Origin of the sequence: Aurantiacibacter sp. MUD11 (assembly GCF_026967575.1) — a bacterium.
In the GTDB taxonomy this organism is placed as follows: domain Bacteria; phylum Pseudomonadota; class Alphaproteobacteria; order Sphingomonadales; family Sphingomonadaceae; genus Alteraurantiacibacter.
Genome location: NZ_CP114054.1, coordinates 2,056,516 through 2,078,739, shown reverse-complemented (window position 1 = coordinate 2,078,739; position 22,224 = coordinate 2,056,516). Strand labels below are relative to the sequence as shown.

The 22,224-nt window shown below is 64.1% G+C and carries 30 protein-coding genes; 8 read left to right on the top strand and 22 right to left on the bottom strand.

The window, feature by feature from the left end; all coding sequences use genetic code 11:
* Positions 1–30 precede the first annotated feature (30 nt).
* The 4 genes from OZN62_RS10450 to dksA form a co-directional block, all read right to left on the bottom strand.
* Positions 31–456, bottom strand: coding sequence for a DUF4112 domain-containing protein (locus tag OZN62_RS10450; protein ID WP_269099628.1), 426 nt, complete (start codon positions 454–456; stop codon positions 31–33).
* 16 nt (positions 457–472) lie between these two features.
* A complete protein-coding gene (locus tag OZN62_RS10445; protein WP_269099627.1) occupies positions 473–1,954 on the bottom strand; it encodes an ABC transporter substrate-binding protein in 1,482 nt (493 codons plus the stop codon).
* 51 nt (positions 1,955–2,005) lie between these two features.
* Complete coding sequence (locus tag OZN62_RS10440) at positions 2,006–2,353, bottom strand: PilZ domain-containing protein (RefSeq protein WP_269099626.1); 348 nt, start codon at positions 2,351–2,353, stop codon at positions 2,006–2,008.
* Between the two features lie 140 nt (positions 2,354–2,493).
* Positions 2,494–2,952 carry an RNA polymerase-binding protein DksA gene (dksA, locus tag OZN62_RS10435; RefSeq protein WP_269099625.1) on the bottom strand — a complete coding sequence of 153 codons (459 nt, stop codon included), beginning with the start codon at positions 2,950–2,952 and terminating at the stop codon, positions 2,494–2,496.
* A 290-nt stretch (positions 2,953–3,242) separates the two neighbouring features.
* Here dksA and OZN62_RS10430 point away from each other — a divergent pair, with 290 nt between their 5' ends.
* Positions 3,243–3,575, top strand: coding sequence for a hypothetical protein (locus OZN62_RS10430; protein WP_269099624.1), 333 nt, complete (start codon positions 3,243–3,245; stop codon positions 3,573–3,575).
* On the opposite strand, the gene OZN62_RS10425 is transcribed toward OZN62_RS10430, so the two are convergent.
* From OZN62_RS10425 to OZN62_RS10405, 5 genes are read right to left on the bottom strand one after another with little or no spacing between them, the layout of a single operon-like run.
* Positions 3,576–4,709, bottom strand: coding sequence for a GNAT family N-acetyltransferase (locus tag OZN62_RS10425; RefSeq protein WP_269099622.1), 1,134 nt, complete (start codon positions 4,707–4,709; stop codon positions 3,576–3,578).
* A gap of 10 nt (positions 4,710–4,719) precedes the next feature.
* A complete protein-coding gene (locus tag OZN62_RS10420; protein WP_269099621.1) occupies positions 4,720–5,463 on the bottom strand; it encodes a glycerophosphodiester phosphodiesterase family protein in 744 nt (247 codons plus the stop codon).
* Entirely contained in the window at positions 5,453–5,911 is a 459-nt protein-coding gene (locus OZN62_RS10415) for a RidA family protein (RefSeq protein ID WP_269099620.1), read from the bottom strand. The genes OZN62_RS10420 and OZN62_RS10415 overlap by 11 nt, the downstream gene beginning before the upstream one ends.
* The gene (locus tag OZN62_RS10410) at positions 5,908–6,537 is read right to left on the bottom strand and encodes an HAD family hydrolase (RefSeq protein WP_269099619.1); all 630 of its coding nucleotides are present in this window, start codon (positions 6,535–6,537) and stop codon (positions 5,908–5,910) included. Before OZN62_RS10410 ends, OZN62_RS10415 begins: the two co-directional genes overlap by 4 nt.
* Complete coding sequence (locus tag OZN62_RS10405; RefSeq protein WP_442864373.1) at positions 6,534–6,743, bottom strand: DUF3572 family protein; 210 nt, start codon at positions 6,741–6,743, stop codon at positions 6,534–6,536. Before OZN62_RS10405 ends, OZN62_RS10410 begins: the two co-directional genes overlap by 4 nt.
* Positions 6,744–6,876: 133 nt before the next feature.
* On the opposite strand from OZN62_RS10405, the gene OZN62_RS10400 reads away from it, so the two are divergent.
* Positions 6,877–7,254 carry a response regulator gene (locus tag OZN62_RS10400; protein WP_269099617.1) on the top strand — a complete coding sequence of 126 codons (378 nt, stop codon included), beginning with the start codon at positions 6,877–6,879 and terminating at the stop codon, positions 7,252–7,254.
* A gap of 4 nt (positions 7,255–7,258) precedes the next feature.
* Here the strand turns inward: OZN62_RS10400 and OZN62_RS10395 are convergent, their stop codons facing one another.
* Positions 7,259–7,813 carry a Pycsar system effector family protein gene (locus tag OZN62_RS10395; RefSeq protein WP_269099616.1) on the bottom strand — a complete coding sequence of 185 codons (555 nt, stop codon included), beginning with the start codon at positions 7,811–7,813 and terminating at the stop codon, positions 7,259–7,261.
* Positions 7,814–7,962: 149 nt separating this feature from the next.
* Here OZN62_RS10395 and OZN62_RS10390 point away from each other — a divergent pair, with 149 nt between their 5' ends.
* Together OZN62_RS10390 and spt are read left to right on the top strand one after the other, a co-directional pair.
* Complete coding sequence (locus OZN62_RS10390) at positions 7,963–8,205, top strand: acyl carrier protein (RefSeq protein ID WP_269099615.1); 243 nt, start codon at positions 7,963–7,965, stop codon at positions 8,203–8,205.
* A 7-nt stretch (positions 8,206–8,212) separates the two neighbouring features.
* Positions 8,213–9,463 (top strand): serine palmitoyltransferase, encoded by a 1,251-nt coding sequence (gene spt, locus OZN62_RS10385; RefSeq protein WP_269099613.1) that lies wholly within the window; start codon positions 8,213–8,215, stop codon positions 9,461–9,463.
* A gap of 3 nt (positions 9,464–9,466) precedes the next feature.
* On the opposite strand, the gene arsB is transcribed toward spt, so the two are convergent.
* From arsB to OZN62_RS10365, 4 genes are read right to left on the bottom strand one after another with little or no spacing between them, the layout of a single operon-like run.
* On the bottom strand, positions 9,467–10,492 hold the full coding sequence (gene arsB, locus OZN62_RS10380) for an ACR3 family arsenite efflux transporter (protein WP_269099611.1): 1,026 nt from the start codon (positions 10,490–10,492) through the stop codon (positions 9,467–9,469).
* Positions 10,492–10,998: an arsenate reductase ArsC gene (locus OZN62_RS10375; protein ID WP_269099610.1), complete on the bottom strand. Its 507-nt coding sequence runs from the start codon at positions 10,996–10,998 to the stop codon at positions 10,492–10,494. Before OZN62_RS10375 ends, arsB begins: the two co-directional genes overlap by 1 nt.
* Positions 10,999–11,000: 2 nt before the next feature.
* The gene (locus OZN62_RS10370; RefSeq protein ID WP_269099608.1) at positions 11,001–11,333 is read right to left on the bottom strand and encodes an ArsR/SmtB family transcription factor; all 333 of its coding nucleotides are present in this window, start codon (positions 11,331–11,333) and stop codon (positions 11,001–11,003) included.
* Positions 11,334–11,393: 60 nt separating this feature from the next.
* Positions 11,394–12,038 carry a YqaA family protein gene (locus tag OZN62_RS10365; RefSeq protein WP_269099605.1) on the bottom strand — a complete coding sequence of 215 codons (645 nt, stop codon included), beginning with the start codon at positions 12,036–12,038 and terminating at the stop codon, positions 11,394–11,396.
* 348 nt (positions 12,039–12,386) lie between these two features.
* On the opposite strand from OZN62_RS10365, the gene OZN62_RS10360 reads away from it, so the two are divergent.
* Positions 12,387–12,917 (top strand): superoxide dismutase family protein, encoded by a 531-nt coding sequence (locus OZN62_RS10360; protein ID WP_269099602.1) that lies wholly within the window; start codon positions 12,387–12,389, stop codon positions 12,915–12,917.
* On the opposite strand, the gene OZN62_RS10355 is transcribed toward OZN62_RS10360, so the two are convergent.
* The 7 genes from OZN62_RS10355 to OZN62_RS13935 form a co-directional block, all read right to left on the bottom strand.
* Positions 12,918–14,459, bottom strand: a complete 1,542-nt coding sequence (locus OZN62_RS10355; RefSeq protein ID WP_269099600.1) for an MFS transporter — start codon at positions 14,457–14,459, stop codon at positions 12,918–12,920.
* A gap of 8 nt (positions 14,460–14,467) precedes the next feature.
* Positions 14,468–15,160 (bottom strand): 7-cyano-7-deazaguanine synthase QueC, encoded by a 693-nt coding sequence (gene queC / locus OZN62_RS10350; protein WP_269099598.1) that lies wholly within the window; start codon positions 15,158–15,160, stop codon positions 14,468–14,470.
* Positions 15,161–15,209: 49 nt separating this feature from the next.
* Complete coding sequence (locus OZN62_RS10345) at positions 15,210–15,518, bottom strand: DUF3617 domain-containing protein (protein ID WP_269099596.1); 309 nt, start codon at positions 15,516–15,518, stop codon at positions 15,210–15,212.
* Between the two features lie 173 nt (positions 15,519–15,691).
* Positions 15,692–16,591 (bottom strand): Hsp33 family molecular chaperone HslO, encoded by a 900-nt coding sequence (gene hslO / locus OZN62_RS10340; RefSeq protein ID WP_269099594.1) that lies wholly within the window; start codon positions 16,589–16,591, stop codon positions 15,692–15,694.
* Between the two features lie 42 nt (positions 16,592–16,633).
* Positions 16,634–17,596, bottom strand: a complete 963-nt coding sequence (gene argF / locus OZN62_RS10335) for an ornithine carbamoyltransferase (RefSeq protein WP_269099593.1) — start codon at positions 17,594–17,596, stop codon at positions 16,634–16,636.
* Entirely contained in the window at positions 17,596–18,783 is a 1,188-nt protein-coding gene (locus OZN62_RS10330; RefSeq protein WP_269099592.1) for an aspartate aminotransferase family protein, read from the bottom strand. Before OZN62_RS10330 ends, argF begins: the two co-directional genes overlap by 1 nt.
* Positions 18,784–18,916: 133 nt before the next feature.
* A complete protein-coding gene (locus tag OZN62_RS13935; protein ID WP_330848741.1) occupies positions 18,917–19,705 on the bottom strand; it encodes a cold-shock protein in 789 nt (262 codons plus the stop codon).
* Positions 19,706–19,974: 269 nt separating this feature from the next.
* Here OZN62_RS13935 and OZN62_RS10315 point away from each other — a divergent pair, with 269 nt between their 5' ends.
* Genes OZN62_RS10315 through OZN62_RS10305 form a run of 3 tightly spaced genes read left to right on the top strand, consistent with a single transcriptional unit; the run spans position 19,975 to position 21,705 of the window.
* The gene (locus tag OZN62_RS10315; RefSeq protein WP_269099590.1) at positions 19,975–20,415 is read left to right on the top strand and encodes a TIGR01244 family sulfur transferase; all 441 of its coding nucleotides are present in this window, start codon (positions 19,975–19,977) and stop codon (positions 20,413–20,415) included.
* A gap of 4 nt (positions 20,416–20,419) precedes the next feature.
* A complete protein-coding gene (locus OZN62_RS10310) occupies positions 20,420–20,809 on the top strand; it encodes a hypothetical protein (RefSeq protein ID WP_269099588.1) in 390 nt (129 codons plus the stop codon).
* 5 nt (positions 20,810–20,814) lie between these two features.
* Positions 20,815–21,705 (top strand): sterol desaturase family protein, encoded by an 891-nt coding sequence (locus tag OZN62_RS10305; protein WP_269099587.1) that lies wholly within the window; start codon positions 20,815–20,817, stop codon positions 21,703–21,705.
* Positions 21,706–21,715: 10 nt separating this feature from the next.
* On the opposite strand, the gene OZN62_RS10300 is transcribed toward OZN62_RS10305, so the two are convergent.
* Complete coding sequence (locus OZN62_RS10300) at positions 21,716–22,054, bottom strand: P-II family nitrogen regulator (RefSeq protein ID WP_269099586.1); 339 nt, start codon at positions 22,052–22,054, stop codon at positions 21,716–21,718.
* Positions 22,055–22,224: the final 170 nt, after the last annotated feature.

Genomic DNA, 22,224 nt, shown 5'->3' with positions numbered 1-22,224 from the left:
TGGCCTAGGCGAAGCCGGTCACAAAAGAAACTACTGCTCGATCACCCGCGATTCCGGGTGGTGCTTGTCGAGATGCTTCTTCACGATGCGCAGGTTGCGGGTGTTGGAGCGGAACAGGAAGTCGAACAGGTCGCCCACCATCGGCACCGCGCCCACGGCGCTATCAAAGGCGACATTGCCGGCCATGCGCAGCAGCTTCCACTTGGGCATGTCGAGGTTGCGCGCTTCCCATACGATATAGGCACCCATGGCCATGGCGATCACGTCGCCCACCACCGGCACCAGGCCGATGATGGCGTCGAGGCCGACAGGACGATTGATGCCGGGAATCACGAAGCTGCGCTCCAGCACCAGCTCCATTGCCTCGATCCGCTGGCGAACCGCCTGCGGGTCCTTGCCGAGGGGTAGGGTCTCTGAAATCGTGATCGGGCGCGGGCGCTGGACGTTGTCGCTCATCGGCTCTCCTTGCCTCTTATCTGGGTATCTCGGCCATGTCCGGCAAGGGATGGAAGGCATAGGTGTTCGGCTGGAAGCCTTCCACGCTGCCGCGCACCAGCGACCAGCGCAGCGGTGCGCCGATGGGAATGAAGACATTGGCAAGCGTCAGATCAGCCTCCGCTTCGGCCAGGATGCGTCCGCGGGCGAGGGGGTCGGCCTCCTGCAGGGCCGACTGCACCAGGTCGTCGACATTCTCGACGCACAGGCCGCGGTTCAGCGAGCAATGGAACTGGTTGAGGAACCAGCGCGGCGCCGGATATCGGGCCACCCGGTCGACCAGCACGAGATCCGCCTCGCGCGCGTCGTCGACGCGCTGCAGGCGCAGGCCGATCTGCGAGAGCTGCCCCGCCAGGTCGCTGAACAGCAGGTCCCAGCCAGGGGCATCGGGCAGCGCGATGGAGACCGACGCGGGCTGCGAGATATCGCCTTCGTCGAACTGGCGACGCCAGGCGCTGATCCGCGCGGCCGCTTCGCTGCGCAGGTCGGCGATGTCCTCGTTGGTCCAGCGTTCGCGCACCAGCCCGCGATCACCCGGCAGTCCCGGCGAAACCGGACGCGTGGTCGGCACCCAGCCACTGATATTGTAGCGCGAGAGCAAGGCGTCGCGGTCGATGGCCATGGCCAGTCCCTCGCGCACGCTGTCATTGCTCAGCAGGCCCTGCTCCGCCCGTACCTGCAGGCCGAACAGGCCGAAGGTCGCGTCGACCCGCAAGGTGCCGGAAGACAGCGGCCCCGTCTCCACCAGCGGGAGCGTGCCGAGCGTGCCGCCGATGACGATATCCGCCTGCCCCTGGTCGAACATGGCGATGCTGTCCTGCGCGGGGCCGACATGCAGACGCACCTCGCGCACGTCTTCCTGCCAGTCTTCCTCGAACGGAAGGCCGCGTTCCTGCGGCGGCTTGAATTCGAGCGCCAGCCCGTCCTCGCTCCGCAGCAGGGTCATCGGGCCAGTCTCGCCGCCCGGCTGCCGTAGCGCCAGTTCGGGCTGTGCCAGCAATTGCAGCAGGTAGGGTTCGGGCGTGGAGAGGCGCAGTTCGATCACCCGGCCGGCCATCGCCCGCACCTCCTCGATCGGCGCCAGGTCCTGCCCCAGCGAAGTGCCGCGCAAGCCGTCTATGGCGACATTCAGGGCATCGCGGGCGCTGGCTGCGGTCATTTCGCTGCCGTCGGGCCAGGTGCCTTCGCGCAGGCGGAAGATGAAGCTCAGGCCGTCGTCGGTGACAATCCAGCGTTCCGCCAGTGCGGGTACGGTCTCGCCCTGGGCATTGAGCGTGACGAGGCCCCACTGCGTGGCGCCACGCACGTGCTGGGCGGAAATGGAAAGCCGCAGGCTGCTGGTCAGGACGCTGTCCTCGGTGCCGATAATGGCCACGTCGAGCGTGCCCTCGTCGGTCGAGCCGCAGGCTGTCAGGCTGCCAAGCAGCGCGGCACAGGCAAGAGGGAGCAAACGTCGCATCGACCGCAGCGAATAGGCCGGCGGGCGACGCGCTTCAACTGTGCAGTCGGATCAGATGTTGCGCAGCTTGGTGCCAGCATCATGGAAGACCTGCGGCTGCGCGACGGTACCTCCGGCGACCGGTGACCGTGCCTGCTTGGGGTCGATCTCGTCGACGAAGGCGATGCCGAAGCGATTGTCCTCCTTCCAGGCAACCGAGCCTTCGACCCAGCCGAGATTGCGCAGCTCCACTTCGACCAGCGCCCCGCGCAGCACCTTCACGTCGCCTTCGGCCATCATGCCGCCGGCGGACAGATTGCGAACCTTGACGCGATACACCTGCTCCTGCCCGTCGACCCGCAACTGGGCGAGGATGAAGAGACTGTCGCGATCGAGCTGGCGGGTGTCGACATTGCTCATCGGCTTGCTTGCGATCCTGTTCTAGTGCCTGTGCCGGAACCTGCGCGCGGCAAGTTCATGAACTCGGCTTCGCGATGCCCGCGCGAGGACTAATCACTCGTTAATCCGGATCGCACTTGTGAAAACTGTCCCATCTCGGGTCAGTCGTCGCGCGAGACCTTCTCGCGTCGCTCGTGCGCCTGCTGCGCCTCGACCGTCATGGTGGCGATGGGCCGAGCGATCAGGCGGTTGATGCCGATCGGATCGCCGGTTACCTGGCAATAACCGTATTCGCCTTCGTCGATACGGCGCAGGGCCGCGTCGATCTTGGCGATCAGCTTGCGTTGCCGGTCACGCGTGCGCAATTCGATGCCCCAGTCGGTCTCGCTGGAGGCGCGATCGTTCAGGTCCGGCTCCCGGATCGGGCCGTCCTGCAGGTTTTGCAGCGTATTTTCAGATGCCTCGACAATGCTCTTCTTCCATTCGAGCAGCAGCACCCGAAAGTAGTTAAGCTGTACATCCGACATGTATTCTTCTTCTTCGCTGGGCGAATAGTCGGCGTGCAGGGCACGCTTCGCCTTTGCGAGAATGTCGATATCGTCACGTGCGGCGGTCGCCATTCAGTACTCCGAACCCCAAGCGAGCGGCTTTCCCTGCGGCAACCGGCGCCTGCCCCGTTATGCTTCGGGGTCTGTCCGCACGGCTGTCAAAGCCATGGATGGGCGGGCCTATAAGGCGAGGGCCGGAAGGGCACAAGCGGCAATCTGGATTGAAGGGCCACAAACGCGCCCAGACGACTTTTTGCGCGGCGCGTTAACCAATTCTTGACCACGTTCGTCAAAACATCGGCCTGCCCAGTCAGACGGGCCCGGGACATTGGGGACCCGGAGACGAACAGGGGAGATACGGAATGGAACTCGCCAAGATCGAGACTTTCGCCAAGGTTCAGCCGGCCGACGACAATATCGGCGACATGCTGGTGGCACGCTGCCTGGCAGCCGCCGCCGATGGCGACACCAATGCCTACTACGACCTCGGCGTTGCCTATTCGACCGGCAGCCATGGCGTCGACTGCGACCTGATCGAAGCGCACAAGTGGTTCAACCTCGCTGCCGCCAAGGGCCACGAGGCTGCCGCCTGGTGCCGCGCCGATGTCTCGGACGAGATGACCGCAGTCGAAATCGCCGACGCCCAGCGTCGCGCTCGCGAATGGCTGCGCCAGGGCGACGCTCGCGCCGCCTGATCACCCCCTGCGAAAAGGCGTGTGTCCGGCCAGGTGCAACTGGTCGATGGCGATGCCTCTCCGCTCCCGATCGAGGAAATCCGCGACGGCATCGCGGAAGCCCGGATCGGCCAGGTAGTGCATCGAAACGGTCGCGACGGGCTCGTAACCACGCGCCAGCTTGTGACCGCCCTGCGCTCCCGCCTCTACCCGCTTCAGGCCGAGCTCGATCGCCGCGTCGATGGCGCGGTAGTAACACAGCTCGAAATGCAGGAAGCGGCGCTCTGACAGGCATCCCCAATAGCGCCCGTACAGCGCCTCCCCGCCGATGAAATTCAGCGCACCGGCAATCGGCAAGCCGTCCTCGTAAGCCAGCAACAGCAGCAACCGGTCGCCCATCCGCTCGCCCATCAGGTCGAATGCCGCGCGCGTCAGGTAGGGCGTGCCCCATTTGCGCGCACCGGTGTCCTGGTAGAACAGCCAGAAGGCGTCCCAGTGTTCGGCGCGGATGTCCGCGCCCGTCAACGCCTTGATTTCCAGCCCTTCGATTGCCAGCCGGCGTTCCTTGCGCAGGTCCTTGCGCTTGCGCGAGGTCAGCGCGCCGAGGAAGTCCTCGAAGCTGGCATAGTCGCGGTTGTACCAGTGGAACTGAAGATCCTCGCGCCGCAGCCAGCCCGCCGCTTCGAACAGCTTTTCCTGCGCAGGCTCGACGAACGTCGCATGGGCGCTGGACCAGCCGTTCTGCAGCACCAGTTGCTCGGCGGCGGCCAGTAGCGGGGCTGCGTGCCGCTCGTCCGCCAGCAGCAGGCGCGGGCCGGTGGCTGGGGTAAAGGGGGCGGAGATCTGCAACTTGGGATAGTATTCGCCGCCCGCCCGGTGCCAGGCATCGGCCCAGGCATAGTCGAACACGTATTCGCCCTGGCTGTGACCCTTGGCATAGCTCGGCATGGCGCCGACCAGTTTGCCCTCCTCCTCCAGCAGCAGCGGTGCCGGCGTCCAGCCGGTGCCGGGGCCGACGCTGCCAGAATCTTCCAGCAGGGTGAGGAAGGCATGGCTGGTGAAGGGGTTGTCGGTGCCCGCCAGCCGATCCCACTCGGTGGCATCCACGCTGCCAACGGCAGGGGCTATCCGGGCTGTTAGCGCGCTGTCGGCCATCGCCCCAGACTTAGGAGGCCTGCTCCCACGCCGCCACCCCTGCCCCTTCCAGAATCGGCGCAGCGCCCACGGCCAGTGCCGTATCGACCTGCGCTGCGCTGCGCACGGTCCAGGTAAACAATGGCCGACCCGCGGCAGCTTGCTTGCGCGAAAAGCTGCTGGGCAGGTCGCGAATGTCGAGCGCGACGAAATCGGGCTTGGAGCGGGCGACCATCACCCGCCGCTTGATCCCGGCGATCAATGTGCGCTCGTTCTGTTCGGTAACGACGAGGCCGCGCGGGCATTCGGGCTCGTGCTTGCCGAACCACTGCGGCACGCGCGGATCGAAGCTCATCACGCCGACCGCCCCGGTATAGCCTTCGAGGTCGCGCCGTACGGCGCGGCACAGCGGCTCGATCGAGCGATAGTTGTCGCTCTTGATTTCCAGCAGCAGCGGCACTTTCCCGGCCACCAGTTCCAGCGCATCGCGCAAGGTGGGAATCCTCTCCTCGCTGCCCAGCAAGGCAATGCTGGTCAGGTCGCCGACGGAGCGCACACCCATCTTGCCCGCGCGACCGGTCAGCCGCTCCAGCTCGGCATCGTGGAAGACAATGGCCCGTCCATCGCTGCTCTTGCGGATATCGCATTCGATGCCGAGTCCGGCGTCGATGGCCGCGCGAAAGGCCGCCAGCGAGTTTTCCGGCACGCCGGTGTCATGCAGGCCGCGATGGGCATAGGCCCATGCCGCCAGCGTGCTGACCTTGTCAGTCCGCAATGGCGATCACCGCGTCCACTTCGACGGCGGCACCCAGCGGCAATGCCGGTACGCCGACGGCTGCACGGGCGTGGCGGCCCTTGTCGCCGAAAATTTCGAACATCAGCTCCGACGCGCCATTGGCGACCTTGGGCTGGTCCGTGAAATCGGCGGTCGAATTGACGAAAGCGCCCAGCTTCACCACGCGCTCCACCCGGTCGAGCGCAATGCCCGCCTCCTGCAACTGCGACAGGATCATCAGGCCGCAGGCGCGCGCCGCAGCCTGTCCGTCCTCCAGCGAGACGTCCTCGCCCAGCCGCCCGGTGACGAGCTGGCCGTCGACGAAAGGGAGCTGGCCGGATACATGGGCAAGGCCGTTCGCCACCACCACCGGCACATAGGCCGCCACGGGGGCCGCCGCCTTGGGCAGTTCGATGCCCAGTTCCGCAAGCCGTGCCTCGATGCTCATTGCCGTTCTCCATGCAGCGTTTCGATGATCCATGGCAGAGCTTCTGCCCAATTGTCTATCCGCGCATGGGCATGGCCCGCCTCGTGCGCGCAGGGGACATGCGGGGCGATGGCCGGCTCGCCGCAGAAGTGCAGCCGGTGGACGTGCCCGGCATGCTCCATCGCCGATTCGTGGTGCTTGGCGATGTCGTCGATGAACACCGCGCGGCTGGCGCCATGCTCTTCCACGATCCGGCGGAGCAGGCCGCCCTTGGGCCCCTGGTTGGTGAAGACCGGCGCAGTGATGCCGATGTCGCGCAGCTGCCGGCGGCGCGCCTCGTTGCGCGCATCGACGAGGTTGGTGAGCACCACCACGTCCGCCTCGCGCTGCAGTTCGGCGATCGAATCGACTGCACCTGCAATCGGCTCCTGCGTTTCCATCTCGGTATCGAAGAATGCGCCCAGCAGCTCCCACACCTCGGCCTCGGTCAGGTCGGCATCGCTGTCACGACGGCGCATCGACTGGACGAAGGGATTGCCCTCAAGCTCGAAGGCGACATTGTGCTCACGGTCGAGCCAGTCGCGGAAATGGCGGACCATGTGCAGCAGCACTTCGTCGCAATCGGTAATTACCAACGGGCGGCTCATTCGGACAGCTCCTGTCGGGCGGCAACCAGTTGCTCCGGAGCGAGGCCCAGCGCCTCGGCAGCGCCCAGCAGATCCGGTTCGTGCGCAGCGAGGAAATCGAGGATGGCCCGGTGCGTCGAAAGGTCGCCCAGGGCATCGCGCAGACCGTCCGGCGTCAGCCCGGTCAGGTCGAGGAAGCGCTGCGCCCGGTCGTCATTGGCAAGCACCCAGCCGAGCGCCGCCAGCGCCGTTGCCGAAGCGTCGTTTACCGAATCTTTAGCATCGCTACGAATTGTCAGCTACCTGTAAGAACGATAAGGGTCAGGCCTCCCAAGTGGGGAGGAGGCTTTCGGGGGCTCCATGACGAAGCGTATCCTCGTTGTCGAGGACAACGATCTGAACAGGAAACTTTTCTGCGACGTGCTGCAAGCTGGCGGCTTCGCCGTGGAACCCTGCGCAGATGGCAACCAGGCCATCGAACGCGCCCGCGCCTTCATCCCCAACCTCGTAGTGATGGATATCCAGTTGCAGGACGTATCGGGGATCGACCTCATCACCACGATGAAGGGCGATGCCGACTTGTCCAAGGTGCCGGTGCTGGCGGTGACCGCCTATGCCGGCAAGGGTGACGAGGAACGCATCCGCGAATGCGGAGCGGAAGGCTACCTGTCGAAGCCGGTGAGCATCGGGCCGTTCATGGCCGCGGTGAAGGGCCTGGTGGATCGCGCCGCAGCCTGACAGGCTAGTAGGTCGCGCCGAATTCGATCACGAAGGCGCCCAGGGTGAAGAACAGGCCGACGATGAACACCCGGTAGGCATAGCCGAGGTAGCGATACTTGCGCCGCTGCAGCACCTGCCCGTTCTGGTAGATGTCGTGCAGCATGGTGCGAAAGACGCCCTCGTCCTCGTGCAGCCTTGCCAGCACTTCCTGCATCCATTCCTCTTCGTCGCGATGGGCGAAATGGCCGAAGAACATCAGGTTCGGCTTCTGCCCGCCATCGGGCTTGCGTACCGAGGGGAGCACGGCCAGCACCGCCAGCAAGGCGCTGAGAAAGGCGAACACCGCCAGCACGCCCAGCGCCCACGGCATGTCTCCGGCCAGCGAACGGCTGACCGCGATGGAGAACACCAGAAAGGTCGCTCCCATCAGGATGGAGGCCTTCTGGTCGGCCATCTGCGACAGCAACAGTGAATTGACCTGCACCGTGCGCAGCAATTGCACGGCATTGGCGCTGTAATCGTCAGACGTTGACGGAGGCGCGGGTTCCGCCTCTTCAATCAAGCTGTTATCGTCCATACTGCCCCCTCCTGCGAATAGCTCGACAGGGTGCGAGGAAGGCTGCCACCGTGTCGCGCGCTTGACAAGCGGCGGCGCGAAAGGTTTGCCGCAGCATCGCTCCGGCTCTATGGCCGGGCCAACATGTTTAACCAAGGAATGCACGCCTGATGGACCGCGCCGACGTCGACACCCGTATCCGCTCGATCATCGAGCCCTTCAACAAGAAGGGCGTAGCCATTGCCGATGACACGACCTTCGCCGGTGACCTGGAATTCGACAGCCTCACGGTGATGGATTTCGTCGCCGCAATCGAGGACGAATTCGACATCATCATTTCCATGAACCAGCAGGCCGAGATCGAGAATTACGGCCAGCTGGTCGATGCAGTACACAGCCAGGCAGCTGACTGAGGCCGACATGAGCGAAGGCATTTCCCAGCCGGACCAGCCGGTGGAGCGCGAGGGCGAGTCGAAGGACCTGTTCTCCAAGTTCGACGAAACCATCGCCATCCGCGAGAACCTGCTCGCCAGCGGCGTGGAGGATCCATTCTCGCTGGTGATGGAGAAGGTGCTCTCCCCCACCCGGGCGATCTGCAACGGGCGCGACACCATCCTGCTCGGCACCTACAACTACATGGGCATGACCTTCGACCCGGACGTGATCGCGGCAGGGCAACAGGCGCTGGCCGACTATGGTTCCGGCACGACCGGTAGCCGCGTGCTCAATGGCACGTACCAGGGCCACAAGGAGTGCGAGGACGCGCTGCGCGAGTTCTACGACATGGATCACGCCATGGTGTTCTCGACCGGCTACCAGGCCAACCTCGGGATCATCTCCACCATCGCCGGCAAGGGCGACTATGTCGTGCTCGACATCGACAGCCACGCCAGCATCTGGGACGGCTGCAAGATGGGCGATGCGGAAATCGTGCCCTTCAAGCACAACGATATCGAGGCGATGGAAAAGCGCCTGCGTCGTATCCCGGAAGGCGCTGGCAAACTGGTGGTGCTGGAAGGCGTCTATTCCATGCTGGGCGACATCGCCCCGCTGGCCGAGATGGTGGCCGTCGCGAAGAAGTACGGGGCCATGGTCCTGGTCGACGAAGCGCACTCCATGGGCTTCATCGGCGAACACGGCCGCGGCGTGGTGGAGCAAGCGGGCGTCATCGACGACGTCGACTTCATCATCGGCACGTTTTCGAAGAGCGTGGGTACGGTGGGTGGCTTCTGCGTCTCCAACCACCCCAAGTTCGAGATCATGCGCCTTGTGTGCCGCCCCTATGTGTTCACCGCCAGCCTGCCGCCCAGCGTGGTAGCCACGGCGGCGACCTCGATCCGCAAGCTGATGCACGGGCATAGCAAGCGCGCGCACCTGTGGGAGAACTCCAAGCGCCTGCACTCGGGCCTGCGCGAAATGGGTTTCCAACTCGGCACCGAGGAACCGCAGAGCGCCATCGTCGCGGTAATCATGCCCGACCTGGAGAAGGGTGCCGCCATGTGGAGTGCGCTGCTGCAGGAAGGCCTCTACGTTAACCTTGCCCGTCCGCCGGCAACGCCCGCGAACATGACGCTGCTGCGCTGTTCGCTCTGCGCCGAGCATTCGGACGAAGAGGTCGGCACGATCCTCGGCATGTTCGGACGTGCCGGGAAGGCCGTGGGGATCATCTAGGCCCTAGGCGGGGAACTTCCCGCGCGACCTGTTGGCCAGCGCAACCAGCGACAGCATCACTGGGACTTCCACCAGCACGCCCACCACGGTGGCCAGTGCTGCACCGCTGGTCAGCCCAAACAGGCCGATGGCGACCGCCACTGCCAGTTCGAAGAAATTGGACGTGCCAATCAACGCGCAGGGTGCGGCAATGCTGTGCGGCACGCGCCATGCCCAGGCAGCGGCATATGCGGCGGCGAAGATGCCGTAAGACTGAATGACAATGGGGATTGCGATCAGGACGATCAGTACCGGTTGCGCAACGATGGTCTCCGCCTGAAATGCGAAGAGCAAAACGACGGTGGCCAGCAGCCCGACGATGGAAAACGGCTTCAGGCGGGCCGTAAATGCCTCGACTGCATGGTCGTCACCCGCTGCGCGAGAGATGAGCGAGCGGCGTGTCAGCCAGCCGGCCAGCAGCGGGAAGGCAACGTAAAGCACCACCGACAACAGCAGCGTATCCCACGGTACGACAATGTCGGTCACGCCCAGCAGCAAGGCCACGATGGGGGCGAAGGCGACGATCATGATCAGGTCGTTCACCGATACCTGCACCAGCGTGTAAGCCGGATCGCCCTTGGTCAGTTGGGACCAGACGAACACCATCGCCGTACAAGGGGCTGCGCCCAGCAGGATCAGCCCGGCGATATACTGCTGTGCGTCACCTTCCGGAATGATGCCGGAATAGAGGTAGTCGAAGAACAGCACCGCAAGCGCCGCCATAGTGAAGGGCTTCACCAGCCAGTTCACCACCAGGGTAATGATGAGTCCCTTGGGTTTGGTACCAATGCCTCGGATGCTGGCAAAATCCACCGCCACCATCATCGGGTAGATCATTGCCCAGATGAGCACGGCTACCACGAGGTTTACGGAGGCGTATTCCAGCCCGGCAAGCGCGGTGGCCACAGCCGGCGCGACAAGGCCTAGGATTACCCCGGCGGCAATCGCCAGCGCTACCCAGATCGAGAGATATCGTTCGAACGATGCCATCAGGTGGCGCCTTCCGTTTCCTTGCCGATCCGGATCAGCGCATCGCGCCATTCACGATCCGACAGGCTGTCTTCATCCAGCTTGAGCATCGCCAGCACGCGGTCAGTCAGGCGGCGATAGGCAGTCTCGAAACCTGCCAGCTCGCCATCCACGTGGCTGCCATCGTCGGCGTAGCCTGCGGGATCGGGGATGCCCCAATGCGCCTGCACCGGATGGCCCGGCCAGATTGGGCAGCTTTCGCTCTTGGCATTGTCGCACACGGTAATCACCGCGTGCATCGTGCCAGCGCCGGGCCCGGTGAAGTCGTCCCAGCTCTTCGAGCGGAGAGAGGACGTGTCGTGCCCCTTCGCCGCCAGCAGTTGCATCGCCAGCGGATTGGGCACCCCGCGTGGCGAACTGCCCGCGGAATATGCCTGGAAGCGACCCGGTGCGGCATCACGCAGGATTGCCTCGGCAAGGATCGAGCGCGCCGAATTGGCGGTGCACAGGAACAGGACGTTGCGCATGGCTACTTGCAGGTCTCCGTCAGGCGGGCGGGCCTGGTTGCGTCACACTCCTCGCCCTGGCAGCAATTGGCCGTGAGGAAGCCGATCAACGCGTCCATGCAGGCAAAATCGGCACTGTAGATCAGGGAACGTCCGTCGCGGCGCTGTGCGATCAGCCCGCCTTGCTGCAGTTGTGCGAGGTGGAACGAGAGCGAGGAATTCGGCAGGCCGAGCCGCCGGGCGATCTCGCCCGCCGCCAGACCATCGGGCCCGGCTTCGACCAGCAGGCGAAAGACATCGAGCCGCGAATCCTGCGCGAGCGCTGAGAGCGCGGCGATGACTTCATCCTGCTTCATTTCGACAACTATCGAAATGAAGCAGGATGATTGCAAGTCCTATTTCGATGAACCGCGAAATCAGATGTCGTCGATCGAGGTTACCTGGGCGCAGCGGTCTTCCGGCGTATCGCCATCTTCGCCATGGCCAAGCTGCGTCAGCGCGATGAAGCCGCCGATCACCAGCACGACGAAGATCGTCGTGACCGTGCCCAGGTACTTGTCGATCACCGCCTTGATCGGTGCACCGAACAGGCGGAACAGCACACCCACGGTCATGAAGATGAAGCCGCGCCCGGCCACGCTGGCGATGATGAAGGTGCCGAGGTTCATGGAGATGAAACCGGCGGTGATCGTCAGCAGCTTGAACGGCACGGGCGTGGCCCCCGCCACCACGATCACTTCCCAGTCGCGCTCGTTCAGATAGCAGGCCGCCTGCGGGAAGGCCTCGGTCAGTCCCAGCGCGCCGATCAGCCAGACGCCCACGAGATCGTAGAGAAAGTAGCCGATCACGTAGCCGAACAGACCGCCCAGCACGGAAAAGCCGGTGCAGATCAGAGCGAAGCGCAGCGCCTTCTTCGGCTCTGCCAGGCACATCAGCCCCAGCAGCGGATGCGGCGGAATGGGGAAGAAGCTCGATTCGATGAAGGCGAAGAAAGCCAGCCACCACTGCGCATGGGGATGCGCGGCCTTGGCCATCGTCCAGTCGTATAGTCCGCGAAGCATGGGGAATCCTGTGCCGTTTCCCGTCGATTAGTGGAGCGAACCGCCCCCTGCAAGCCAACAAATATAACCGTTTTGGCACTTTTACTTTGATATTATAGCGCATTATGGTTATAACGGAGTGCTATTTTGCGTTACATACTCAGCGATTTTGGTACACTGGATTCATCAAAGGAACCGCGCGCCAGCTGTTTCGGCACCCACCGGCGGGACGAATGAAGACGTCGAAGCGCGCGCAGCGATCGCAGGGCTGATCGCTGCCCTGCAATCCGCGGGGATTCTCCCTACCAATTGATGGACCCGAATGCGATGTCAGCCGTTCTGCTTTAAAGGCTGATTCGAAGGAACATCATGTCCATGCACAAGATTGCCATTTTCTCGACCCTGATGCTCGCCACCGCGGGATGCGCCACCGTCTACGAAAGCGCCGCCGAGGAAGTGGGCGTTGCGACAATCGCGGACAGGAATGGCCAGGCTGTCGGAACCGCCCGGCTCTATTCGCTTGCCGGTGAAGTGACCATTTCGGCTTCGTTCGAAGGCCTGCCGGCAGGTGATCATGCGGTCCACCTGCACACTACGGGCGACTGCAGCGCGGCGGACTTCACGTCTGCCGGTGGGCATCTCAATCCTGGCGGTAACGAACATGGAACGCGCAACCCACGCGGAGCGCACCTTGGCGACCTGCCCAATGCCACTATTGCAGCCGATGGCGTCGGCACGCTGAGTGCGATCCTGCGCGGAACCAGCAGCACGATCATTCCGCAGATCTTCGACGCCGACGGCACGGCAATCGTGGTACACGAAGGTGCTGACGATTATCGCTCGGATCCAGCCGGGGCTGCCGGCAGCCGGATCGCCTGCGGCGTGTTCAGCAGGCTGTAATCACCCTTCGGCACTGCTGACGCGTTCGATCGCCTGCTTGTAGTTTCGTATCGCCCAGACCAGTGCCGCCACTCCGGGCGGCACAGCGACCAGGCATGCGAGCACGCCGTTTGCCAGTGCTCCCGTTGCTTCGGAAACATATCCGGCGATGAACGGACCGAAGGCGAGGCCGATCAGGGTCGGTCCCAGCAAGAAGATTGCAGCAGCGGTGCCGCGCATCGATGGCTTGACCAGGGCCTGGCTGGCAGCGGCGCAGGCGCCGAGGGCCGAGGCCGTCGCCATCTGGGCGAAGAAATTGCAGACGAGGAATATCGTCACACTGCCGGTGGTGTAGCCGATCCCGATCAGGGGTACCGGCAAGAGCAGGGCGATGAAGACGACTTGCAGGCGCCCTGTAGGCCAGCGTCGCAAGAGCCTGTCCGCCAGCCAGCCTCCGCCAATTACCCCCAGAAAGCCCCCCAGGGCATTGGGCGCGCCAATGAGCAGGCCCAGTTCGGACTTGCCGAGATCAAAGGTGCGCTCCGCATAGGGTGCGGCCCAGTAGGTGATGGTGTATCCGATATAGCAGTCTGCAGCATAGGCCAGCAGGATCGCGACGAAGGCGGCGTTGCCCCAGGTAAGCCTGAAGGTGGCGCGATCTTCCCGATGCAGCGACGATGCCCAGCTGAATACCGCATAGAAGCCGACCGCGACGAAGGCGAATTGCGGCAGGTTGCCGAACATGCCCGAAAGAACCCAGGCGAGAAGCGCGAGGCCTGCGGCAACGCAGAGGTTGAGCACCAGCCCCCGCGATCCCCGTCTCGCCGCTCCGATGATCGTGAAAGGCGGAACGATACGAGCCACCTGGCCGGCGAATTCGCGCCAGGCATTACCGCTCGCCGAGGTCGGTTCCCCATCGATCGCACCGCGTACCGGTTCCCGCAACGACAGCAGCCAGATGGCAAGCGCGATGCCGGGCAGGCCCACAGCGATGAAGGCAGCTTGCCAACCGGCGAGGCCGAACGGCGGGTCGACGGGAAAGCTGGCGTTCCATTGCTCGACGATTGCCCCGCCGATCAGCAGCGAGAGCCCGCTCCCCACGAACAGCCCGGAGGAATAGATCGCCAGGGCTGTGGCCCGCACCCGCTTGGGAAACCAGTCGCTGATCAGCGAATAGGCGCAGGGGTTGGCCGATGCCTCGCCCACGCCAACGCCGATCCGGGCGACGGTCAGCTGGGCGAAGTTCTTCGCCAGTCCCGAGAACATGGTCATCATCGACCACAGCGCTAGCCCTGCGCTCAGCAGGCGCAGCCGATGCGTATTGTCCGCCAGCCGGCCCAACGGAATTCCGAAAAGGGCGTAGAAGATGGCAAAGGCTGTACCGTAGAGGAAGCCCAGCTGCGCATCATCGATGGCCAGATCGGCCTTGATGTCGTTGGCCAGGATGGAAAGGATTTGCCGGTCGACGAAGTTGACCAGATAGACCAGCACGAGAATACCCAGCGCATACCAGCTATAGCCGGGAACGCGCTGCTCGGCCGAGGCTTCCTGTTCCTCAGCCAATTCCGCTCTCAATCGGGCAACTGCGCGTAGCGCGTCGAATCCTCAAGCCCCGCCTCCTCGAAGCCCCTTATCCGCAAACGGCAGCTGTCGCACAAGCCGCATGCGAGTCCTTCAGGCGTCGGATCGTAGCAGGACCAGCTCCAGGCCGGGTCCAGTCCAAGTCGATGGCATTCGCGGGCGATATCCGCCTTCGACATGTGCTGGAGCGGTGTGTGGATGGTGAACGGGTGGCCTTCCACGCCCTGCTTGGTGCCAAGCCGCGCGGTTTCCGCAAAGCTGGCGATGAATTCCGGCCGGCAGTCCGGATAGCCCGAATAGTCGAGCGCATTCACCCCGATGAAGATGTCGCTGGACCCGGAGCTTTCGGCGAAGGCCGTGGTCAGCGCCAGGAACAGCAGGTTGCGCGCGGGGACATAGGTTACCGGGATATCATCCCCGACGCCGGTTTTGGGAACGTCGATATCAGCGGTCAGCGCGGAGGCACCGAAGCGGCGCAAGTCCAGCGGCAAGAGGACGTGACGCTCCACGCCAAGCCGTTCGGCAATTGCCTTGGCAGATTGCAGTTCGCGGCTGTGGCGCTGGCCATAGTCGATGGTGAGCGCATGCAGCCGATAGCCCTGCTCGCGCGCCAGCGCGGCAGTGACCATTGAGTCCAGCCCGCCGGACAACAGGACAACGGCAATCTTGTCGGATTCGTTCATCAGGCGTGGCTAGGCACTTGCTCGCAGGCGGGCAAGTGCCGGCTGCAGGCTAGCAGCTGCCGACCCGCCGCGCTTCGCCTTCGAGCGAAAAGGGCGTACCGCCCTGAATGCCCTGGCTACGGATCTGCACCAGTTCGCGGTCTTCGCGACGGATGGTGGTGCGGCCATAGCCATCGCCGCGGCAGGTGTACTGGACGGTTACCTCGTTGGCCTCATCCTGCACCACGTAGCGATCGCAGCCGGGCTGGCGATGGCGGATCTGGATGAATTCACGTCCCGTGCGCACGCAAATGCGCCGAGTGGTTCCTTCCGGACGCAGCCGGAGTTCCCAGCTACCGCGCTCGAGCGTGTCGAGCATGGCAAGTTCAGGCGCCTGCGCAGACACGGGCGTGAGCGCAAAAACGGCCGCTGCCGCTGCGCTTGCCAATCCCAGATTCCTGCCTGCTTTCTGCACCATCACCTCAAATTTGATCGGGCCCGTATACCACGGCGAATATGAACGACCAATTGCACTGCAGTTGCGACGAGTCGTTAATCCTGGATCGGGAAGACCTTCGAGCAGAAGGCACAGTCGACCAGGATAATCCCTTCGTCATTCGCCATTTCGCGGCGGTCTTCCTTGGGGAAGCGGGCCAGCACCTCCTCGAAATGCGCTTCGGTACACCGGCATCCCTTCGAAAGCCGGGCTCCCGGCGAGATAAGCACCCTCTGCTCTTCGTGATAGAGGCGCCAGACGATCTCTTCCAACGACAGACTCTCCTCCACCAGTTCCTCGTGGCGAAGGCTCTCGGCCATGATCGAGACGTGCTCCCACTCCGGATGGTCCATGCGCACGTGCAGGCGCTCGCGCCCTTCTTCCCCGTCCGGCAGGTGCTGCACCAGAAAGCCGGCCGCTACCGTGCCCTGCTTGCCCGAACGAATGGCGCTGCGAATGAGGGTCGGCACCTGCTCGCTTCGCGCGAAATAGACTTCCACCGCACCGCTGAGCGACTGGCCCTCCAGCGGCACGATGCCCTGGTAGCGCTTGCCGGTCTTGGCGATGTCGAAGGTGATGGCGAGATGCGCCTTGCCGAACAGCGTTTCGAGCGAGGGATTCGCCGCGACTGCCGGGTCTTCCGGCTGAGCCTGCTGCACATAGCCGCGGATTTCGCCGTCGCGATAGTCGCAGACGAGCAGGCTGATGACCCCGCCTTCGCCTTGCGCCTGCATCGTCAGCTGGTCGCCGTCACCCTTCAACAGGCCGCCCATCAGCGTGGTCAGTACCAGCGCTTCCGCCAGCACGTGCTTCAGCGCCTGCGGATAGTCATGCGCGCTGAGGATATCCTCCAGCACCGGACCGAGCCGCACGGCACGCCCGCGCGAATTGCGCGTGGGAATGGCAAAGCCCAGCAGCTCGTCGGAAAAGGTCGCGGATTGCTTGTCAGTCGTCATGCGGCACATATGGGGCCTGCACCCCGGAAGTGAAGCGGGCCGTCAGCCGAGGCGACCGAAACACCATAACAGGATCGACTTCTGGGCGTGGATGCGGTTTTCCGCCTCATCGAAGACGACCGACTGCGGGCCTTCGAAGACCTCCGAGGTCACCTCGTCCCCGACGTGGGCCGGCAAGCAGTGCAGGAAGATCGCGTCGGGCTTGGCCCTAGCCATCAGCGCCGCATCGACCCGGTAAGGCTCCATCGCCCGCAGCTTCTCATCTGCATGCGCCTGCCCCATCGAAATCCACGTGTCGGTAACGACCACGTCCGCGCCGGATGCGGCCGCAGCGGCATCCTGGGTCAGGGTGATCGTGCACCCCGCCTCACGCGCCATGTCGACGAATTCCGCATCCGGTTCGAACCCGGCGGGAGTCGCCACGCGCACGTTGAACTTCATCAAGGCGGCTGCTTCGAGGATGGAGTGCAGCACGTTGTTGCCGTCCCCGAACCACGCAACCTCCAGGCCGGGCAGTGCCTTGCGGTGCTCGATCATCGTCAGCAGGTCGGCGACGATCTGGCAGGGGTGGGAGCGGTCGGTCAGGCCATTGATGACCGGCACGTGCGCATAATGGGCCATTTCCTCGATCTTCGAATGATCGTCGGTACGGACCATGATCGCATCGGCCATGCGGCTGAGCACGCGCGCCGTATCGGCAATCGATTCTCCGCGTCCCAGCTGCGAGGCCCCCGAATCGAGGATCAGCGCGCTGCCACCCAGCTGTCGCATCGCAATGTCGAAGCTGACGCGCGTACGCGTCGAACTCTTCTCGAACACCATCGCCAACACGTGCCCCGCCAGCGGGGCGTCGGCATCGGGCTTGCCCTTGGGCCAGCCCTGCCGCGCCCGCTTGCGGTCCTGCGCGTCGTTGATCATCGCCGCGATGGCATCCCCGCCGGCATCCGACAGGTCGAGGAAGCTGCGCACCGCCGGCGCGACGTCGAGAGGAGTATCCTTGCTCATCAGCTAGCCGGGGGCTGGAAGGAGGCTGCGCCGGCCGAGAGCTTCTCGAAGAACTCGTCGATCTCCGCATCCTCGATCACCAGCGGCGGCAGCAGGCGCAGCGTCGAATCACCCGCCGCCACCGTCAGCAACTGGTGATTGTCGCGCAGGTGCACCATGAAGGGTCTCGGCTCGACCTTCATCTTGATGCCGAGCATCAGGCCCATGCCGCGCACGCTTTCGAACAGTTCGGGATAGTTGCCGATGAACTGCTCCAGCCGCGAACGCAGGCGCTCGCCCTTCTCGCGCACGCTGGCGAGGAATTCGTCGTTGGCGACGGCATCCATCACCGCCATGCCCGCCGCCATGGCGAGCGGGTTGCCGCCGTAGGTGGAGCCATGGGTGCCGAAGGTCATGCCGCGCGCGGCCTTTTCGGTGGCGAGACAGGCGCCCATCGGGAAGCCGCCGCCGATGCCCTTGGCGGTTGCCACGACATCCGGAACGATGCCGTACTGTTCGTAGGCATAGAGCGTGCCGGTGCGGGCAACGCCGCACTGCACTTCGTCCAGCGCCAGCAACAGGTCGTGCTCGTCGGCCAGTTTGCGCAGGCCCTGCATGAACTCCTGCGAAGCGGGGCGGATGCCGCCTTCGCCCTGCACCGGCTCGACCAGGAAGCCGGCCGTGTTGGGGCCGATGGCCGCCTTGGCACCTTCAAGGTCGTCGAATTCGACATACTTGAAGCCCGGCAGCATGGGGTAGAACCCCTTGTGCATCTTTTCCTGGTTGGAGGCGCTAATCGTCGCCATCGTCCGGCCATGGAAGGCGTTCTTGAAGGTGATGATTTCGTACTTGTCGTCGTTGCCGACATGCTGGTGATAGGCGCGCACGGTCTTGATCGCGCATTCCACCGCCTCGGCCCCCGAATTGGTAAAGAACACGGTGTCGGCGAAGGTCTTGTCGACCAGCTTCTGCGCCAGTTCCTCGCCCTGCGGACTGCCGTAGAGGTTGGAGACATGCATCAGCTTCGCGGCCTGCTTCTGAATCGCGCCGATCAGACCTTCGTGCGAGTGGCCGAGCAGGTTGACCGCGATGCCGGAAGCGAAGTCGAGATAGCGCGTGCCGTCCTCGTCGATCAGGTGGCAATGGTCGCCCTCGACGGGCCGCACATCGCACCGCGGGTAGACGGGCATCAGCGGAGTGATCGACATTGGGAAAGGTCCTTGATGAAAGCGTGAAATAAAAGAAGCGGCCACCCGGACCGCCAATAGCTCTCATCTAGGAGGGTGTCGGCGGCCGGTCAAACGACTCGGCCGCCCGAACACTGGATTGCCTGATTCGGGCTTAGCCCTGCACCGGCACCAGGTTGACAGCCGAGTACTTGCCTCGTCGGTCTACCTCGAGGTCGAATTCGAAGCGGTCGCCCTCGGCAATGCCGGGGAGGCCCGAACGCTCGACAGCGCTGATGTGAACGAAGGCATCTTCCTTGCCATCGTCGCGGGTGATGAAGCCGAAGCCCTTCATCGTGTTGAAGAACTTGACTGTGCCCACGGCCTTTTCGCCGGTCAGCTCACGCTGCGGGGCACGCGACTGCACGGCGATCACATCGCCGACAACCTGCAGGTCGGCAGCGGAAATCTTGCCGCCACGGTCGACCAGGTTGAACTGCAGTTCCTGACCTTCGGCGAGGCCTTCCAGCCCGGCACGTTCGACCTGGCTGATGTGGACGAACACGTCTTCGCCGCCTTCATCGCGCTGGATGAAGCCGAAACCCTTCTGGGCGTTGAAGAATTTTACCTTGCCTTGGCCGGTGCCGACGACTTGGGCGGGCATGCCGCCACCACCACCACCGCCGCCGCGCGGTCCACCGCGGCCACCGCCGCCGAAACCACCGCCGCGATTGCCGCCGCCGAAACCGCCACCACGGTCATCGTTGAAACGGCCACCGCCGCGATCATCGTTGAAGCGACCGCCACCGCCGCCACCGCCGCCGAAGCGATCGTTATTGCTGTCGCGCCAGCCGCCGCCGCTCTCCATGGGCGGGGGTCCATCCATGAACGGATCGAAACCCTCTTCACCGATATTTTCACGCTTGTCGCGCCCCCGACCGCGACGTCCTCGATCATAACCCATGTATTCTAAAAACCTTCAATCCCGCCCTGAAACCTAGATCGGCAGCGCGAGCGAATTACCTGCCGACCAGAAACGACGGACCTGCCCTGTCGCTCCAATTTGCGGTTTATAACGGAGAAACACGCACGACGCGAATGATTTAACGTTACGGCGAAATGACGGCGATTGGCTGTTGCTGAAACAACATGCTGTCCTATCTTGAAAAGTAGCCTTGCGAATGCCGCTAAGCGCATCGAAAAGGCGGCAATTCTTCGCCGGGAGCCAGAGAGATGAGCAAGTTCCGCAAATTGTCGACCCAGGTGGCGGCCAGCCCGCAGATCACTGCCGAAGACGTGGCGACTGCGGCGCGCGAAGGCTTCTCGATGATCATCAACAACCGGCCTGATGGCGAGGAAGACGGCCAGCCAAGCAGCACCGAGATCGGCGCTGCCGCACAGGCGCACGGGCTTGCCTATCGCTACATCCCTGTGACCAGCAGCGGGATGACCCCGGAGCGGATCGCCGAGACAGTTGCCGCGCTGGAAGAGGCTGGCGGGCGTACGCTCGCCTATTGCCGCAGCGGTACGCGGTCGACCTTCCTCTGGGCGCTGGCAGAGGCCAGCCGCGGGGCATCGCCACAGGAACTGATCGAGGCTGCGGATGCGGCCGGCTACAACATCAGCATGATCGCCGGCGTGCTGACGGACCTCTCGAACAAGGCCCGGCAATAGCGGCATGAGCGACGAGCTGCTCCAGTTCGGCGGGTCGCTGATCGGTGTCAGCCTGCTGGTCGCGCTCACCTGGTTCTTGGGCTTCCGCCAGTCCGGTCGGATCGAGTCGGAGGCCGAAGCGCGCGACCTGTTGCGGCTTGCATCCGGCGGGTTCGAGCCGCTGGAGATCGGTCTCGATGCGCAGGGCCGCTCGGCGATCGCCCGCGACGGCAAGGGCCTGCTGGTGGCGCTGGTGCCGCATGGCAACCAGTTCGTCGCCCGGCCCGTGGACCGCACCCAGCTGCATCCGGAAAAGGACGGCACGCTGCGCATCGCGGTCGGCCAGCGGCAGGTCATCCTCGACCTTGGCGATTCGGTGGCAGGCTGGACCGCTACTGACACTGGTGATAATTAGGCGCCATGCCCTTCGACCCGGTCTTCTATGCCATTCCCGCCTTCATCGCGCTGATCTTCGGCGAGTTGTTGTGGTCGCGCTATCGTGGGGACCGGCAGGCCTATGAATGGCGCGACACCGGCACGTCGCTCGCCATCGGGCTGGGCAGCACGGTCGCCGGGGCGCTCACCGGCGGCCTGACCATAGCCATGCTGGTGTGGGTGCACGACGTCTCGCCGCTCTCCATCGGCTGGGTCTGGTGGGCCTGGCCGCTGTGCTTCGTGCTCGACGATTTCGCTTATTACTGGCAGCACCGTTTTGGCCACCGCGTGCGCTGGTTCTGGGCGAGCCACGTGAACCACCATTCGAGCCAGCACTACAATCTCTCCACCGCCTTGCGGCAGACCTGGACCGGCTTCATCGCGCTGACCTTCCTGTTCCGCCTGCCGCTGGCCGGGCTGGGGTTCGAGCCGGGGATGATCCTGGTCTGCGCGGGCTTCAACCTGATCTACCAGTTCTGGATCCACACCGAGGCGGTAAACCGCATGCCGCGCTGGTTCGAGGCGGTGATGAACACACCCTCACACCACCGCGTGCACCATGCCGTGAACCCGCGCTATCTCGACCGCAACTATGCTGGCGTCTTCATCATCTGGGACAGGATGTTCGGCACCTTCGTGCCGGAGGACGAGGAAGACCGTATCCGCTACGGCATCGTCAACCAGCTGGGCAGCTTCAACCTGCTCTATGCCGTGTTCCATGAATGGATCGGGATCGCCCGCGACGTCTGGCACGCGCCTTGGCGGCACAAGCTGGATTACCTGTGGCGAGAACCGGGCTGGACGCACGACGGCAGCCGGGAAACCTCCGACATGATCCGCCAACGCTGGTCTGAAAGCGGTCAGGCAGACCGCTAGGGCACCGTCGTCAGATGGCGTGTTCGCCGGTCTCGCCGGTGCGGATGCGCGTGGCACCGCCCACGTCCAGCACGAAGATCTTGCCGTCGCCGATGGAGCCGGTGTTCGCGGCCGAGGCGATGGTCTCCACGATCTTGGATGCCATCTCGTCGCTGCAAACCGTCTCCAGCCGCACCTTGGGCAGCATGTTCACCGCATATTCGGCACCGCGATAGATCTCGGTCTGGCCCTTCTGCCGGCCGAAGCCCTTGGCCTCGCACACCGTCATGCCGGATACGCCGATGCCTGCCAGCGCTTCGCGCACGGCTTCCAGCTTGAACGGCTTGATGACTGCGACGACCATTTTCATGGGCCAAACCCCCTGCGTTGAATCAGGCAGCCACTGTAACCGCGCGAGGGGGGCGGCTGGCAACAAAAAAATGGGCCGGAGCTTTGCGGCTCCGGCCCGTTCAAGTTGTACGTTCGCAGGAGGAACGAGTGTTGGCGGGGTCGGGGGGAGAGGAGGAGAAAGGTCCCGCC